The 14599-nt window shown below is 70.7% G+C and carries 15 protein-coding genes; 4 read left to right on the top strand and 11 right to left on the bottom strand.

Translation table 11 applies throughout. From position 1 onward, the window contains the following. Nucleotides 1-83: 83 nt before the first annotated feature. The 4 genes from Q0938_RS13005 (at nt 84) to Q0938_RS12990 (ending at nt 5549) form a co-directional block, all read left to right on the top strand. The gene (locus Q0938_RS13005) at nt 84-3542 is read left to right on the top strand and encodes an AAA family ATPase (RefSeq protein WP_299363019.1); all 3459 of its coding nucleotides are present in this window, start codon (nt 84-86) and stop codon (nt 3540-3542) included. Between the two features lie 89 nt (nt 3543-3631). Next, nucleotides 3632-4087: a RidA family protein gene (locus Q0938_RS13000; RefSeq protein WP_299363017.1), complete on the top strand. Its 456-nt coding sequence runs from the start codon at nt 3632-3634 to the stop codon at nt 4085-4087. Further along, entirely contained in the window at nt 4087-4827 is a 741-nt protein-coding gene (locus Q0938_RS12995; protein WP_299363014.1) for a glycerophosphodiester phosphodiesterase family protein, read from the top strand. Before Q0938_RS13000 ends, Q0938_RS12995 begins: the two co-directional genes overlap by 1 nt. Continuing rightward, nucleotides 4824-5549: an SDR family oxidoreductase gene (locus Q0938_RS12990; protein WP_299363012.1), complete on the top strand. Its 726-nt coding sequence runs from the start codon at nt 4824-4826 to the stop codon at nt 5547-5549. The genes Q0938_RS12995 and Q0938_RS12990 overlap by 4 nt, the downstream gene beginning before the upstream one ends. A 42-nt stretch (nt 5550-5591) precedes the next feature. On the opposite strand, the gene Q0938_RS12985 is transcribed toward Q0938_RS12990, so the two are convergent. From Q0938_RS12985 to Q0938_RS12935, 11 genes are all read right to left on the bottom strand, one after another. Continuing rightward, nucleotides 5592-6056, bottom strand: coding sequence for a PTS sugar transporter subunit IIA (locus tag Q0938_RS12985; protein ID WP_299363009.1), 465 nt, complete (start codon nt 6054-6056; stop codon nt 5592-5594). Between the two features lie 86 nt (nt 6057-6142). Then, entirely contained in the window at nt 6143-6724 is a 582-nt protein-coding gene (gene raiA / locus Q0938_RS12980; protein ID WP_299363006.1) for a ribosome-associated translation inhibitor RaiA, read from the bottom strand. 195 nt (nt 6725-6919) lie between these two features. Further along, on the bottom strand, nt 6920-7726 hold the full coding sequence (lptB, locus tag Q0938_RS12975; RefSeq protein ID WP_299363003.1) for an LPS export ABC transporter ATP-binding protein: 807 nt from the start codon (nt 7724-7726) through the stop codon (nt 6920-6922). Next, the gene (lptA, locus tag Q0938_RS12970) at nt 7726-8253 is read right to left on the bottom strand and encodes a lipopolysaccharide transport periplasmic protein LptA (RefSeq protein ID WP_299363000.1); all 528 of its coding nucleotides are present in this window, start codon (nt 8251-8253) and stop codon (nt 7726-7728) included. The genes lptB and lptA overlap by 1 nt, the downstream gene beginning before the upstream one ends. Nucleotides 8254-8271: 18 nt before the next feature. After that, nucleotides 8272-8865 (bottom strand): hypothetical protein, encoded by a 594-nt coding sequence (locus Q0938_RS12965; RefSeq protein WP_299362998.1) that lies wholly within the window; start codon nt 8863-8865, stop codon nt 8272-8274. Then, nucleotides 8865-9809 carry a KpsF/GutQ family sugar-phosphate isomerase gene (locus Q0938_RS12960; protein WP_299362997.1) on the bottom strand — a complete coding sequence of 315 codons (945 nt, stop codon included), beginning with the start codon at nt 9807-9809 and terminating at the stop codon, nt 8865-8867. The genes Q0938_RS12965 and Q0938_RS12960 overlap by 1 nt, the downstream gene beginning before the upstream one ends. Nucleotides 9810-9818: 9 nt before the next feature. Continuing rightward, nucleotides 9819-10433 (bottom strand): ribonuclease H-like domain-containing protein, encoded by a 615-nt coding sequence (locus tag Q0938_RS12955; protein ID WP_299362995.1) that lies wholly within the window; start codon nt 10431-10433, stop codon nt 9819-9821. Nucleotides 10434-10604: 171 nt separating this feature from the next. After that, on the bottom strand, nt 10605-10733 hold the full coding sequence (locus Q0938_RS12950; RefSeq protein ID WP_299362993.1) for a hypothetical protein: 129 nt from the start codon (nt 10731-10733) through the stop codon (nt 10605-10607). A gap of 48 nt (nt 10734-10781) precedes the next feature. Continuing rightward, complete coding sequence (locus Q0938_RS12945) at nt 10782-11702, bottom strand: SDR family oxidoreductase (protein WP_299362990.1); 921 nt, start codon at nt 11700-11702, stop codon at nt 10782-10784. 110 nt (nt 11703-11812) lie between these two features. Beyond that, nucleotides 11813-13636: a TRAP transporter fused permease subunit gene (locus Q0938_RS12940; protein ID WP_299362988.1), complete on the bottom strand. Its 1824-nt coding sequence runs from the start codon at nt 13634-13636 to the stop codon at nt 11813-11815. After that, complete coding sequence (locus Q0938_RS12935) at nt 13633-14574, bottom strand: TAXI family TRAP transporter solute-binding subunit (protein ID WP_299362985.1); 942 nt, start codon at nt 14572-14574, stop codon at nt 13633-13635. The genes Q0938_RS12940 and Q0938_RS12935 overlap by 4 nt, the downstream gene beginning before the upstream one ends. Nucleotides 14575-14599 lie beyond the last annotated feature (25 nt).

Genomic DNA, 14599 nt, shown 5'->3' with positions numbered 1-14599 from the left:
TTGCCGTATAACCCCAAGATGTTGACCGAGCGCCATCATTCTGCCAGTCTGCTGCCGGACAGGACCATATTCGCGGGGCCCGCGTGCGCTTTGACCGCCTTCGCCTGAACGGGTTCAAGAGCTTCGTCGACCCGACCGAGCTGGTGATCAGCGACGGCCTGACCGGCGTGGTGGGACCGAACGGCTGCGGCAAGTCCAACCTGCTCGAGGCGCTGCGCTGGGTGATGGGGGAAAACCGCCCCAGCGCCATGCGCGGCGACGGGATGGAGGACGTGATCTTTGCCGGCACCACCCGCCGCCCTGCCCGGGGCCACGCCGAGGTGGTGCTGACCGTCGACAACCGCGCCCGGCTGGCTCCGGCCGGGTTCAACGACACGGACGTGCTGGAGATATCGCGGCGGATCGTCCGGGACGCCGGCAGCGCCTACCGGGTCAACGGCCGCGAGGTGCGGGCGCGCGACGTTCAGATGCTGTTCGCCGACGCCTCGACCGGCGCGCACAGCCCGGCGCTGGTGCGGCAGGGGCAGATCAGCGAACTGATCAACGCCCGTCCCAAGGCACGCCGCCGCATCCTGGAAGAGGCGGCCGGGATCAGCGGCCTGTACCAGCGCCGGCACGAAGCCGAGCTGAAGCTGAACGGCGCAGAAGCCAACCTGACCCGGGTCGACGACACGCTGCAGCAACTGGCGGCGCAGGCGGCGGCGCTGACCCGCCAGGCGCGGGCGGCGGCCCGCTACCGCGAGATCGGAACCCTACTGCGCCACGTCGAGTCGGCGCTTCTGTATCACCGCTGGGCCCAGGCGGACCGCGCCCGCAACGACGCGGCGGCAGCGCTGGACCGGGCCGGGGCCCAAGTCGCCCGCGCCGAGGCGGCGGCACGACAGGCGGCCGCCACCTGCACTGCCGCAGAAACCGCCCTGCCCCCGTTGCGTGAAGAGGAGGCGATCGCCGCCGCGATCCTGGCCCGCGCGCAGGCCGAACGCGAGGCGCTGGATGATGCCGAAGCGCGCGCCGCCCAGGCAGTCACCACCCTGCGTGCCCGCGTTGTGCAGCTGGATCGCGACATCGAACGCGAAGCGGCGCTGAACCGCGACGCGACCGAAGTGGTCCAGCGGCTCGACCGGGAGCGGGACGAACTGGAGACCGCGGGCCTTGGCCACGAGGATCGGGTGGCCGCGGCCGAAGCGGCGGCAGCATCTGCCGCCGACGCGTTGCGCGATATCGAGGTCCAACTTGCCGAGCTCACGGACGAGGCCGCGCGGCTGGCGGCACGCCACCAGTCGGCCGATCGGCTGGTCACCGATCTGGAATCGATGCTGCGCCGGGCCGAAGCGGCCGCGGCCGCGGCGACCGCAACCGCCGATCGCGCCAGCGCCCAGGGTCGTGCGGCCGAAGCGGCGCTGACCGGGGCAGAGGCGGCCCGAACCACCGCCGGCGAAAACGCCCGCGCCGCAGAGGAAACCCTGGCCGCTGCCGAGACCGCCCGCACGGCTGCGGAAACCGAGGAGACGTCGACCCGCGCCGCGCGCGCCGCGGCCGAAGGCGAGGCGGGCACCCTCGACGCCGAGCGGCATGCCCTCACCCGGCTGGTGGCGCGTGGCCGGACCGCAGGACCGCGGCTGCTGGACCTGGTCACCGTAGCGCCGGGGTTCGAGGCGGCGTTCGGTGCGGCACTGGGGGATGATCTGGCCGCGCCGCCGGCACCCGACCCCGGCGCAAGCGGATGGCGGGACCTGCCTGCCTATGCCGCCGCGCCTGAGCTACCTGCCGGGGCGGCACCGCTGGGCGATCACGTGACCGGACCCGCGATGCTGGCGCGGCGGCTGGAACAGACCGGGCTGGTTCCGGACGCGGCCACGGGTGCGGCCTTGCAACCGGCGCTGCACCCCGGACAGCGCCTGGTCACGCGGCAGGGCGACCTGTTCCGGTGGGACGGGCTGACGGTTCCGGCCGGCGACGCCGTCTCCACCGCCGCGCTGCATCTGCAACAGGTCAACCGCCTGGCCGATCTTGCCCACCGAGCCGACGCGGCGCGCCAACGCGCCGATCAGGCCGCCGCCGCGCATTCTGCCACTAAGAACCGGCTGGCCGAGGCCGCGAGGGCAGAGGCCGATGCCCGTGACAGACACCGTGCGGCCGAACGAGCGCTGGCCGAGCACAGCCGCGCCGCGACCCGCGCGGAATCCGACCTGTCGCTCGCCACCGGGCAGATCGAGGCCGCCCGCGCCGAACTGACGCGTCATGCCGCCGACGCCGCCGACGCCCGCACCCGCCTTGACGCGGCGCAGCGGTCCCGCGCGGAACTGCCCGACCCCGAGGCCACAACCCGCGCGCTGACCGACGCGCGGGAGGCGGCGCAGGCGGCACGCGCCGACACGGTCGCCCGCCGCGCCACGCTGGACCAGCTGACCCGCGACGACACCAGTCGTGCCCGCCGCTTGCAGGAGATCGCCCGCGAGCACGCCGGCTGGCGCACCCGGCTGGACCAAGCCGACCGTCGCACCGCGGAACTGCAGGATCGGCACCGCGCCGCCGTGGCCGAGCTGACCGCTGCGCAGGACCAGCCCGCCCGACTGGCGGCACGCCGCGCCGAGATCGCGGCGCGAGAGGATGCGGCGCAGCAGCGCCTCGACCGCGCCCGCGCTGCGCTGGCCAAAGCCGGCGCGGCCCTGCTGCAGGCCACCGGCCACGCCCGCGAGGCGGAGCGCGCCGCCTCGGCTGCCCGCGAGGAACGGGCCGCCTGTGCGGCGCGGGCCGAGGCGGCGCAGGCTGCGGAAGCGGCAGCACTGGCCCGTATCACCGCGGAAACCGGCGCCGGGCCACGAGAGCTGGAGAGCCGCCTGGACGCGACCGCCGATCCGGCACCGGACCTTGCTGAGCTGGAAAGCCGGCTGCTGCGCCTGCGCAGTCAGCGCGATGCCATCGGCCCGGTGAACCTGCGCGCCGACGAGGACAAGCGCGCGCTGGAGGACGAGCGGACGACCCTGCTGGCCGAAAACGACGATCTGACCGCCGCCATCCACAAGCTGCGCGCCGCCATCGGCAGCCTGAATCGCGAGGGGCGCCAGCGGATCCTGTCGGCCTTCGACGCCGTCAACGCGAGTTTCGGGACGCTGTTCACGCATCTTTTCGGCGGCGGCGAGGCGCGGCTGGTGATGGTCGAATCCGACGACCCGCTGGACGCCGGCCTGGAAATCCTGTGCCAGCCGCCCGGCAAGAAACTGGCGACGCTTTCGCTGCTGTCGGGGGGCGAACAGACCCTGACGGCGCTGGCGCTGATCTTTGCGGTGTTCCTCGCGAACCCCGCCCCGATCTGCGTGCTGGACGAGGTCGACGCCCCGCTGGACGACGCCAATGTGGGCCGTTTCTGCGACCTGCTGGACGAGATGACGCGGCGCACCGACACCCGCTTCCTGATCATCACCCATCACGCCGTGACCATGGGGCGGATGGACCGGCTGTTCGGGGTCACGATGGGCGAACAGGGGGTCAGCCAGATGGTCAGCGTCGATCTGCGCCGGGCCGAGGCGCTGGTGGCCTGATCCCGGTCACGCACCGCCGCACCAGATTGCGCGGGACAAATGTCGTCACCGGTGGGTAGGATCCGGGCGCACGACACCAGGAGAAATTCATGTCCATCGATGCCCGCCTGTCCGAACTGAACATCACCCTGCCCGCGGCGCCCGCGCCGGCTGCCAATTACGTGCCCTACGTGCAGTCCGGCAACCTGCTGTTCGTGTCCGGCCAGATTTCCAGCGGGGCGGACGGGCTGATCTGCGGTCGCGTGGGCGACGATCTGGACGTGGCGGACGGCGCGGCGGCGGCCCGCAGCTGCGGTCTGGCGCTGTTGGCCCAGGCGCAGGCGGCGCTCGGGTCGCTGGAAAGGGTCGCCCGTGTGGTCAAGCTGACCGGCTTCGTGAACTCTGCCCCCGGCTTCACCGACCAGCCGGAGGTCATCAACGGCTGTTCGGACCTGATGGTCGAGGTATTCGGCGCCAAGGGCCGGCACGCCCGCGTGGCGGTTAGCGCCCCTGCCCTGCCCCGCGGCGTGGCCGTCGAGATCGACGCCGTGTTCGAGATCGGGTGATGCCGCCCGACCTGCTGTGTCGTCCAATCGCGCATCGCGGCCTGCACGGGCCCGGCGTTCCGGAAAACACCCGCTCGGCGTTTCGGGCGGCCGTGGCGGCAGGTTACGCCATCGAGCTGGACCTCCAGCCCGCGTCGGACGGCACCCCGCTGGTCTTTCACGACCATGACCTGCAACGGCTGACCGGCCAGCCGGGGACGATTTCGACCCTTTCCATGGACGGGGCGGGTCAGCGCCGGCTGCTGGGCAGCGACGACACCATCCCCACGCTGCAGGCCGTGCTGGACGAGATCGACGCCCGAGTCCCCCTGCTGGTGGAAATCAAGGACCAGGACGGGCAGCTTGGCCCGGATATTGGCCCGCTGCCGGAACGAGTTGCACTGCTGCTGGCCGATCATGCGGACCATGTCGCCGTGATGTCGTTCAACCCCCACATGGTGGCCGCGGTCCACGACATCGCGCCGCAGCTGACCGTCGGCCTGACGACCTGCGGCTTTGCGCCCGACGACTGGCCCGCGCTGCCGGCCGCGCGCCGCGCCGATCTGGCCCGCATTGCCGATTTCGACGGGGTCGGGGCGTCCTTTGTCTCGCACCATCACCTGGACCTCGCGAACCCTGCCGTGGCGGCGCTGCGGGCGCGGGGCGTTCCGGTATTCTGCTGGACGATCCGGTCCCGCGACCAGGAAACCGCCGCACGACGGCACGCCGACAACATCACCTTTGAAGGATACAGGCCATGAAGCTTCTGATCACGGGCGGCACACGCGGGATCGGTCTGGCGACCGCAGTTGGCGCCGCACGGCGCGGGTGGGAGGTCGCGCTCGGCTACCGGGGCAACGAGGACGCGGCACGTCTGGCGGTGGAGCAGGTCGCGACCGAAGGGCCGCGGCCCGCCGCGTTCGGCGCGGATGTCGGCGACGCCGGTCAGGTTGCGGCCCTGTTCGACGCGGCCGTGGCGCATCTGGGCGGGCTGGACGGGGTCGTGGTCAACGCGGGCATCGTGGCGCAGGCATCGACCCTGGCCGACATGACCCCCGACCGTCTGGATCGGGTGGTCCGCACCAACGTGACCGGCGCGCTGTACGTGGCGCGCGAAGCGGTGCGCCGGCTGCAGCCGGGCGGCGCCATCGTGTTCGTGTCCTCGGCCGCCGCCCGGCTGGGATCACCCGGCGAATACGTCGACTACGCCGCGACCAAGGGGGCGCTCGACACCCTCACCGTCGGGCTGTCCAAGGAACTCGGTCCCACCGGAATCCGGGTGAACGCCGTGCGCCCCGGCGTGATCGAGACGGACATCCACGCTGATGGGGGCGAGCCGGACCGCGCCGCGCGGGTCGGACCGGCGACGCCGATGGGCCGCGCCGGCCGCCCCGAGGAGGTCGCGGCCGCGATCCTGTGGCTGCTGTCATCCGAGGCCAGCTATGTCACCGGCGCCCACCTGGACATTGCCGGCGGCCGCTGACCCGGCAGTCGCCCGGCGCGGATCCGTCCGAAGGCGGCCGGCTCAGGCCGCCTTGATGTCCTGCGCCGCCGCCAGCACCGCGTGCAGCGCCACCGGATCGTCGTTGGCGCGCAGCTTGGCGCGCAGGTCGGCGTCCCGCAACGTGCGCGACACCAGCGCCAACGCCTTCAGGTGATCGACGCCCGAGCTTTGCGGCGCCAGCAGGGCGAACACCAGATCGACGGGCAGCTTGTCGACGGCGTCGAAGTCCATCGGCTTTTCCAGCCGCATGAACAGCGCCACGACCCGGTCCAGCCCGTGCAGCCGGGCATGCGGCAGCGCCACCCCGTTGCCCACGCCGGTGGGCCCCAGGCTTTCACGTTCCTGCAGGGCATCCAGGGTGGCCGCCTCGTTCACGCCATAGACGCTGTGGGCCAGGTCCGACAGATCCTGGAACAGCCGTTTCTTGCTGGCGACGTGTGAAACCGACCGCACCGCGGCCGGTTTCAGGATTTCGCTGATCTGCATCTTTCACCCATCGTTTGGTCCCGCCCCGCGCAACCCGTCTGCAGCGGGTTGCCGGCAGCGGTCGGGTCAGGGTCGCAGGCGCATCGTCATTCCGCGGTCCGGGGGTCGATCCAGCCGACATTGCCGTCGTCGCGGCGATGCACCACGTTGACCCCTCCGTGTTTCTCGTTCCGGAACACCAGCATCGGGGTGCCGGACAGTTCCATCTGCATCACCGCGTCACCCACCGACAGGGTCGGGACGCGGGTTTCCATTTCCGCGATGATGATGGGCTGCAGGCCACCTTCGTCCTGCGATTCCCACGTATCCTCGTCAGCCGCGAGCACATAGCTGGGCTCGGCCGCATAGACAACAGGCTGCTGGTCGCGATCCTTGTGGTGATCCTTCAGCCGGCGCTTGTAGCGGCGCAGCTGCTTGTCCATCTTCTCGCGACAGGCCTCGAAGGCCGCGTAGATTTCAGTGGCCTGGGCACTGGCCTGCGCGGTCAGACCCGTCGACAGGTGCACCACCGCCTCGCACTGGAACTGATGCGCATCCCGGGAAAAGATCACGTTGGCATCGGTCGGCCGCTGGGCGTACTTGGCGATCGTCTCGCCCAGCTCGGTCCGGACATGAGTCTGCAGTGCGTCCCCGATGTCGATCTGCTTGCCACTGATCTGATAGCGCATTTTCGCGTCCTTTCTGCGGTCTTCGCGGCCGGACACCGATCCCGCAGTGCGGGGGTCCGGCCGACGACGGATCGTCTGCGCGGCGCATCCCGCGGGCTGCGGGATGCTGCCCGCCCCTTGATTTGGTAACAGCCCGGGGCGCCTGTCAACGGGCCGCGCGGCCCGCGCCGCAACGCACGCCGCGGTTGCGTCGCGTCAGGCCAATCGGAACCCTGCTCCCAGGTAAACCTCGCGCACCTGGGGATCGGCCACGATGTCCGCGGTACTGCCGGATTTCAGGACATGACCGTCGTGCAGGATGTAGGCCCGATCGACGATGCCCAGGGTTTCACGGACGTTGTGATCGGTGATTAGCACCCCGATTCCGCGCGCCTTCAGATCGTGGACCAGTCCACGGATCTCGCCGACGGCGATCGGGTCTACGCCGGCGAAGGGTTCGTCCAGCAGCAGATAGCGGGGGTCCGACGCCAGGCAGCGCGCGATCTCGACCCGGCGGCGCTCGCCGCCCGACAGCGCCAGCGCGGGGGCCTTGCGAAGATGCGCGATGGAAAAGTCGCCCAGCAGCTCTTCCAGCCGGTCGCGGCGGCGGTGGCCGGACCGCTCGGCGACCTCCAGCACGGCCATGATGTTCTGCTCGACCGTGAGACCGCGAAAGATCGACATCTCCTGCGGCAGATAGCCGATCCCCATCCGGGCACGACGATACATCGGCAGCACGGTGGCGTCGCGCCCTTCGATCAGGACCTGCCCGGCGTCCGGCAGGATCAGCCCGGCGATGCAGTAGAAACACGTGGTCTTGCCCGACCCGTTCGGCCCCAGCAAGGCCACCACCTCGCCCCGATCGAGATCGAGCGACACGTCGCGGATCACCGGGCGGTTGCGATAGGACTTGCGCAGTCCGGTGATCTGCAGACCCTGCCCGGGGCTCGGTCCGGCCTGCGCCGCCCCGACCGGCGCCGCGATCGGCGCGGCGGCGTCCAGCGACGCGGGCGGGCCGTTCATCAGTTCCCGCCGGGCTGCAGGACGCTGCGCACCCGTCCCGACACGCTGGCGGTCCCGGTGGACAGGTTCACGTCCATCTTTTCGCCCGACAGCACGCTCTGCCCCTGCGTCAGCATGACATCGCCGGTCAGGGTGACGTTGCCGCTGGCCACGTCATAGACGGCGTCCTGCGCCTCGGCGGCGTCCGGGCCGTTGACCAGTGTTACCTTTCCCGTGGCGTGCAGGCGGCTGATCTTCTGGTTGGTGTCGGGGGCATAGATCACGGTGACCTGTTCCGCCGACAGCCGCATCTCGCCCTGGCCGATCACGACGTTGCCGCTGAACACCGCCTCGCCGGTCGACTGGTCCACCTGCAGGCTGTCGGCTGCGATCTCGACAGGCGCGGTGACATCCGCGGTAATCCCGCCGAATGCCACGGTCTGCGCCGCCGCCGGCGCAGGCAGGGCAGCCGCCAGTGACAGCGCCCCCAGGGACAGCGCCGCCAGCAGGGCTGGCACGGTCAGTGCGCGCGGACGGTCAAGCGGCATCGGCGCCTTCTCCCTTGGTCAGGGGCGGTATAGCAGACGCACCCCGCCGTTCAAATCAAGAACATGGGTGCCGTCGGGCTGGCGGCGCAGGTCCATCGCGGCCGCATCGACGGTGCCGAACGGCGCCTCGGCACTGACCCGGGCCGGGGCCACGATCCGGTCGGCCCCGGTCGACGCCTCGACCACCGGGGCGGTCACCTTCCACCCGGTCGAGGTCGTCATCGTCACGCCGCCCGACAGGTGGATCAGCCCGTCCGCCACGCTGCCATCGGCCGCAACCAGCCGGGCGGTCAGCCCGTCCCGCGCCTGCCAGTCGAGCACCACGTCGCGGGCGCTGCCCTCGCCGTCGCCCCCCTCTCCCTCGGGCACCGCCTGCGCGGCCCGCAGGGCCAGCTGCGCGCCGTCCCGGGTCACCCCGGCAAAGCGCGGCGCGGTCATTCCGGTCTTCTGGGCCAGCGCCTCGGCATCCGCCTCGACATAGGGGATCGCCCGGTCGCCGGAGGGCTGGCGGGCCAGCAGGAACAGCAGCGACAGGATTCCCAGCGCCGCCAGGGGAAACACCACGCGCAGCCCCCGCACGATCCTGCTGCGCAGGGTCGGCCCGTCGGGCATCAGATCATCCCGGCGCGCAGGCAGTCGTGGACGTGCAGGATGCCCACCGGCCGATCGTCCTCGACCGCGAACAGGGTCGTGATCTTGCGGTCCTGCATCTGGGCCAGCGCAGCCTCGGCCAGGGCGTCCGGGGCGATGGTGCGCGGGTCGCGGGTCATCACCTCGGCGGCGGTGCGGGCCAGCAGACCGTCCATGTGTCGCCGCAGGTCACCGTCGGTAATGACGCCGGTCAGCCGCCCGTCACGGCCGGTGACCCCCGTCACGCCGAACCCCTTGCTGCTGATCGTCAGCAGCGCCTCGGTCATCGGCGTGTCCTCGGCAACCAGCGGCATGTCGGCATGCATCAGGTCCCCAACCCGCGCCAGCCGGGCGCCCAGCTTGCCGCCGGGGTGAAAGGTGCGGAAATGTTCGGGGGTGAAGCGGCGATGTTCCATCAGCGCGACGGCCAGCGCATCCCCCAGCGCGAGCGTCATGGTCGTGGAACTGGTCGGCACGATCCCGGTGCCACAGGCCTCGGGCGCCTGCGGCAGCAGCAGCGCGACATCCGCCTGCCGCACCAGCGTCGACGCCGCACGCCCCGCCACGCCGATCAGGGGGATGGCAAAGCGCCGCGTGTGGGCGACGATGTCCGCGATCTCGGGCGTCTCGCCGCTGTTCGACAGGACGATCACCACGTCGCCCTGCGTCACCATCCCCAGATCGCCGTGGCTTGCCTCGGCGGGATGGACGAACTGCGCGGGCGTGCCGGTGCTGGCGAGGGTGGCGGCGATCTTGCGCCCCACATGGCCCGACTTGCCCATGCCCGACACCACGACACGGCCGCGCGCCGCCAAGATCAGGCGGACCGCCTCCTCAAACGGGGCGCCGAGGCTTGCCTCCAGCAGCTTCAGCGCCTCGGCTTCGATGCGGATCACGCGGCGGGCGGTGTCGAGATAGGCGGTCATGCGGGCGACCTAGTGATGGAAGATGTCGTTTTCATCCCCCCAGCCCAGCAGGTCCAGCTGCGCCCGGGCCGGCAGAAAGTCGAAACACGCCTGCGCCAGCTCGGTGCGCCCCTCGCGCGCGAGGCGATGTTCCAGTTCGGCCTTCAGCGCGTGCAGGTGCAGGACGTCGGACGCGGCATAATCCAGCTGCGCCTGGGTCAGCACCTCGGCGCCCCAGTCGCTGGTCTGCTGCTGCTTGGAAATGTCGACCCCGACCAGATCGGTCAGCAGGTAGCGCAGCCCGTGCCGGTCGGTGAAGGTCCGCACCATGCGCGAGGCGATCTTGGTGCACCAGACCGGACGGGTCAGAACGCCGAACGCCTGATACAGCGTCGCGATGTCGAACCGCCCGAAGTGGAACAGCTTCAGCACCGCCGGGTCGGCCAGCACCCGCGCCAGGTTCGGCGCCTGTTGCTGGCCCCGCGTGATCTGCACCAGATGCGCCGTCCCGTCCCCCGCCGACAGCTGCACCAGGCACAGCCGGTCGCGACGGGGGTCCAGCCCCATGGTTTCTGTGTCGATGGCGACGACGGGACCCAGATCCACCCCGTCCGGCAGATCGTTGCGGTGGAGATGGATCGTCATGGCCGTCCTTTCGCGATTGCGCCGGGGTAGCCCCGCCGCCGGGCTGCCGTCAACGGGCGGGACATCGACGGCGATCACACTGCGGTGGGGCCGGATTCAGGAGCCGATCCACATCATCGGAAATGCCGCCACCCAGATGTAGCGCGACAGACCAGGCCCAGTTTCTGCCCATCAGTGATACCCCGCATCGAGCATGGAAATCAGTGTGCCGATCGCGACGGAACAGACGGCAATGGCGTGCAGCCGCCTGCCCACAAGATTCACCCCGAACAGCATCCTGTCCAGCAAGCTGGTCCGCATGTCCCCTCATTCGCCGTTTGCCCCGGTGGGGGATACCGGGCCAGACGGTCAGGTGCCGCTGCCGCCGGTCGCGGCATAGACCTCGCCGGTGATGTAGCTCGCCTCGTCGCTGGCCAGCAGCACATAGATCGGGGCGATCTCGACCGGCTGTCCGGCCCGGCCCAGCGGCGAGTCGGCGCCGAAATCCGGCAGCTTCTCCTTGGGCTGGCCGCCGCTGACCTGCAGCGCCGTCCAGAACGGCCCCGGCGCGACCGCGTTGACGCGGATCCCCTTGGGCGCAAGCTGCTTGGCCAGTGCTTGGGCAAAGGCGCGGTTGGCCGCCTTGGTCTGCGCATAGTCGAAGAGATGCGCCGACGGCGAGAATGCCTGCACCGACGAGGTCAGGATGATCGACGCGCCCTTTTCCAGCGACGGCAGCGCCTGCTGGGTCATCCAGAACGGCGCGTAGATGTTGGTCTTCATGGTCGCGTCGAAGGCGTCTGAGGTGATGTCGGCGATCGAGTCCTGCGACTGTTGCCGGCCCGCGTTCAGGACCAGCACTTCCAGCCCGCCCAGCTGGGCAATGGCGTCGTCCACCACCTTGCGGGCGGTCTGTTCGTCGCGCAGGTCGGCCGGCAGCGCCACGGCCTTGCGGCCCTCGGCCCGGATCAACTCGATCACCGTGCTGGCGTCGCTTTCCTCGTCGGGGTGGTAGCAGATCGCCACGTCGGCGCCTTCGCGGGCAAAGGCGATCGCCGTCGCCCGCCCCAGGCCGCTGTCGCCGCCGGTGACCAGCGCCCGCTTGCCGGCGAGCCGATCATTGCCCTTGTAGCTGGTCTCGCCGTGGTCTGGCCGGGGGTCCATCTTTTCGGCCAGGCCGGGCCAGGGCTGCTGATCATCCGAATAGGGATTGAGCGGCAGGCGCGGCGACTCGATCGCGCCGCTGCGATACGGGGGAATGACCGGATCGGTCTTGGATGTGTCCGACATGTCAGGGGTCCTTTCCACGATGGGATCGCAGGCCAACGCACCCGCCCGTGCAGGGTTTCGCCGCGGCCTTCATTCCGTCCGCAAGCAAACGCGCCCTACGCCGGATCCGGTCAGAAGGCCGCGAGAACAGCGGGCCAGAAGATCAGCCCCCCGCCTAGCAGCAGCAGCATCGAGGTACGAAGCGCGGTGCGGGCCCCGATCAGCGCATAGGAGATCGTGACGCAGCCCGCGCCGACCCACAGGGCCGCGGCCAGGGCCGCGCCCGGTTCCGCCGCCACGGCGATCAGGGCCGGATGCGCGATCAGCCCCAGCGGGATCAGGTACAGGCCGATCCCCAGGGCCATCGCGGTCAGTGCCACGCGCAGCCAGTTTTCCGCCGCCATGCCCGCGGCGATGAACACCGCCCCGCAGACCGGCGGCGTGATGGTCGAGAGCAGGGCGAACCAGAAGACGAACAGATGCGCCTGCAGCGTGCCCAGCCCCATGCCGGTCAGGGCGGGCCCTGCGACCGAGACGCAGATCACGTAGGCGGCGGTCGTCGGCACCTCCATCCCCAGGATGAGGCAGGCCAGCGCGGTCAGCAGCAAGGCAGGCCACAGCATGTCGCCGGACACCGACAGGATCAGCGAGGTGATCTTGACCCCCAGGCCGGTGATCGCCAGCACCCCCACGATGATCGAGGCGCACAGGATGATCGCGGCGATGACCGACACCTGACGCGCCGCGCCGATCAGCGCCTGGTCCAGTCGCATCGCGGTGCGGGCCGGATCGAAGCGCAGATCGGCGCCGGTCAGCAGCAGCAGCGCCGCCGAGATGATCGCTAGGGCCGCGGCATATTGCGGCGTGAAACCCGCCCCGAACATCGCCCCCAGTAGCACCGTGAAGGGCACGAGGAAAAACAGCGAGGTGACGATGACGTCCCGGCGCGCAGGGTGCTGGTCGGCGGGCAGCCCCTGCAGGTCGAACCGCCGCGCATAGGCATCGATGCCGAACCACACGACGATGAAATAGAGCAGCGCCGGCAGCAGCGCCGCGGCCATGATCCCCGAATAGGGAACCCCGGTGAGTTCGACCATGACAAAGGCGCCGGCGCCCATCAGGGGCGGCATGATCTGGCCGCCGGACGACGCCACCGCCTCGCACGCCGCGGCGATCCGCCGGGGATAGCCCAGCCGGATCATCGCCGGGATCGTGACCGCACCGGTCGAGGCGACATTGGCCGAGGCAGATCCGCTGATGGACCCGAACAGCGCCGAGGCCAGAACCGATACCTTGCCCGCGCCACCCCGCAGCCGGCCGGCCGCCGCGGTGGCCAGGTTCATGAACCCCTGCCCCGCCTCGCCGGCGTTCAGGACGGCGCCAAAGATCACGAATACCGCGACCACCCCGACCGACACCCCGGTCAGCTGGCCGAAGATCCCGCCTTCGGCCAGGGTCAGCGTTCCCATCAGGCTGGCCGGCGGCAGCGGGGCGTGGCCGAATTGCCCCGGCACATGTTGCCCCCACGCCGCATAGGCCAGCGCCGCCAGTGCCACCATCGGCAGCGGCCACCCGATCGCCCGCTGCGCGGCGACGATCACCGACAGCAGCAGGATCGCGCCCACCACGTACTGGGCCGGGGTCTCGACGAACCCGTACTGGTCGGCCAGCCGATCCGCATTCAGAGCGACCCATATGGCCGCCGCGATGCCGGCCAGCCCCAGCACGATGCCGACGATCCGCGACCAGCCGGCCGAGGTCCGTTCCGGCCAGATCAGGATCCATGGCAGGATCAGCGCCAGGTGCAGCGGCCTGGCGACGAGATTCGGCACCAGACCGGAAAACACGAGCGCGAGGTGGAATCCGGTCAGGGCGACCGCCGCGCCGATCAGCAGCAGCCGCGGGACCGCAGGGACAGGCCGGGGGTCATCCCCGGCCGGCGCGACGTCGATCATTCCGCGGTCGCGACCCCGGCTTCCTCGTAATAGCGCGCAGCACCCGGATGCAGCGTGCCGATACCGGCGACCTGGTCGGGGGTGACGCCCGCCCACCAGCGGGCCGTCTCGGCCAGCCGGTCGCGCTCCTCCCAGAACGCGCGGGTCAGCTGATAGGCGGTCTCCTCATCCATCGCGGTCGAGGCGTAGGCCACCACCGGCAGGCCGGTGGTCCGCACGTCCTGATCCTGGCCGGGATAGGTGCCGGCCGGTATCACCACCTGTGCCTGCCCGGTCTGGGCCACCTGGTCCTCGGTCAGCGACAGGATGCGGACGCCCTCGCCCGCGGCGGCCTCGATCACGTTCGGGGCCGGAAAGCTGCCGGCGGTGACGAAGCCGTCGATCTGGCCGTTGGTCAGGGCATCGCCGGCATTCGACAGCTCGGCGTCGGCGATTGTCACCTTGTCGGTCAGCCCGAACAGCTCGAGGTATTTCTGACCCTCGGTCGCGCCGAAGCTGCCCTTGCCCAGCAGGATCGACCGCCCCTCCAGCGCATCCAGACCGGTCGACCCCTCGGTGCCGCCCATCACGAAGTGCATGGTCAGCGTCGGGATCGGGAACAGCGCCCGGATCTCGGCGAATTGCGGCGCCGCCTTGTCCTGGAACGCGCCGGTGCCCGCCTGCGCGTCCGCCACCAGCGACGGCGGCGCGGTGAACACGTAATCGGCGCCGCGGGCCCGCATTTCCATGACGTTCTGGACCGAGCCCTGGCTCTCCTCGACGGTCATGACGATCTCGCCCTGCGACGCCTCCCTGACCGCCTCGGACAGCTCGACGCCCATCTGGTAATAGGAGGTGCCGGTCTTGGCAGACTTGTAGGTCAGCCGGTTCTCGGCCTGGGCGGTGCCGGCCAGCGCGACCGCCGCAGCGGCCAGGGTCATGACGGACCAGTGGGTCATGTCGGTGTTCCTTTCTGTGGTGTCG

Source organism: uncultured Paracoccus sp., assembly GCF_947496875.1.
GTDB lineage: Bacteria > Pseudomonadota > Alphaproteobacteria > Rhodobacterales > Rhodobacteraceae > Paracoccus.
The sequence above is the reverse complement of the archived record's forward strand: the minus strand, read 5'-3'. Positions and strand labels throughout refer to the sequence as shown.

Excerpts from the sequence above, each read along its gene's own strand:
- Q0938_RS12940 (WP_299362988.1), bottom strand. The coding sequence starts at position 13,636 with ATGATCGACGTCGCGCCGGCCGGGGATGACCCCCGGCCTGTCCCTGCG.
- Q0938_RS12965 (WP_299362998.1), bottom strand. The coding sequence starts at position 8,865 with ATGCCCGACGGGCCGACCCTGCGCAGCAGGATCGTGCGGGGGCTGCGC.
- Q0938_RS12955 (WP_299362995.1), bottom strand. The coding sequence starts at position 10,433 with ATGACGATCCATCTCCACCGCAACGATCTGCCGGACGGGGTGGATCTG.
- Q0938_RS12950 (WP_299362993.1), bottom strand. The coding sequence starts at position 10,733 with ATGCGGACCAGCTTGCTGGACAGGATGCTGTTCGGGGTGAATCTTGTG.
- Q0938_RS12945 (WP_299362990.1), bottom strand. The coding sequence starts at position 11,702 with ATGTCGGACACATCCAAGACCGATCCGGTCATTCCCCCGTATCGCAGC.
- Q0938_RS12935 (WP_299362985.1), bottom strand. The coding sequence starts at position 14,574 with ATGACCCACTGGTCCGTCATGACCCTGGCCGCTGCGGCGGTCGCGCTG.
- Q0938_RS12960 (WP_299362997.1), bottom strand. The coding sequence starts at position 9,809 with ATGACCGCCTATCTCGACACCGCCCGCCGCGTGATCCGCATCGAAGCC.
- Q0938_RS12990 (WP_299363012.1), top strand. The coding sequence starts at position 4,824 with ATGAAGCTTCTGATCACGGGCGGCACACGCGGGATCGGTCTGGCGACC.
- lptA (WP_299363000.1), bottom strand. The coding sequence starts at position 8,253 with ATGCCGCTTGACCGTCCGCGCGCACTGACCGTGCCAGCCCTGCTGGCG.
- Q0938_RS13000 (WP_299363017.1), top strand. The coding sequence starts at position 3,632 with ATGTCCATCGATGCCCGCCTGTCCGAACTGAACATCACCCTGCCCGCG.
- lptB (WP_299363003.1), bottom strand. The coding sequence starts at position 7,726 with ATGAACGGCCCGCCCGCGTCGCTGGACGCCGCCGCGCCGATCGCGGCG.
- Q0938_RS12995 (WP_299363014.1), top strand. The coding sequence starts at position 4,087 with ATGCCGCCCGACCTGCTGTGTCGTCCAATCGCGCATCGCGGCCTGCAC.
- raiA (WP_299363006.1), bottom strand. The coding sequence starts at position 6,724 with ATGCGCTATCAGATCAGTGGCAAGCAGATCGACATCGGGGACGCACTG.
- Q0938_RS12985 (WP_299363009.1), bottom strand. The coding sequence starts at position 6,056 with ATGCAGATCAGCGAAATCCTGAAACCGGCCGCGGTGCGGTCGGTTTCA.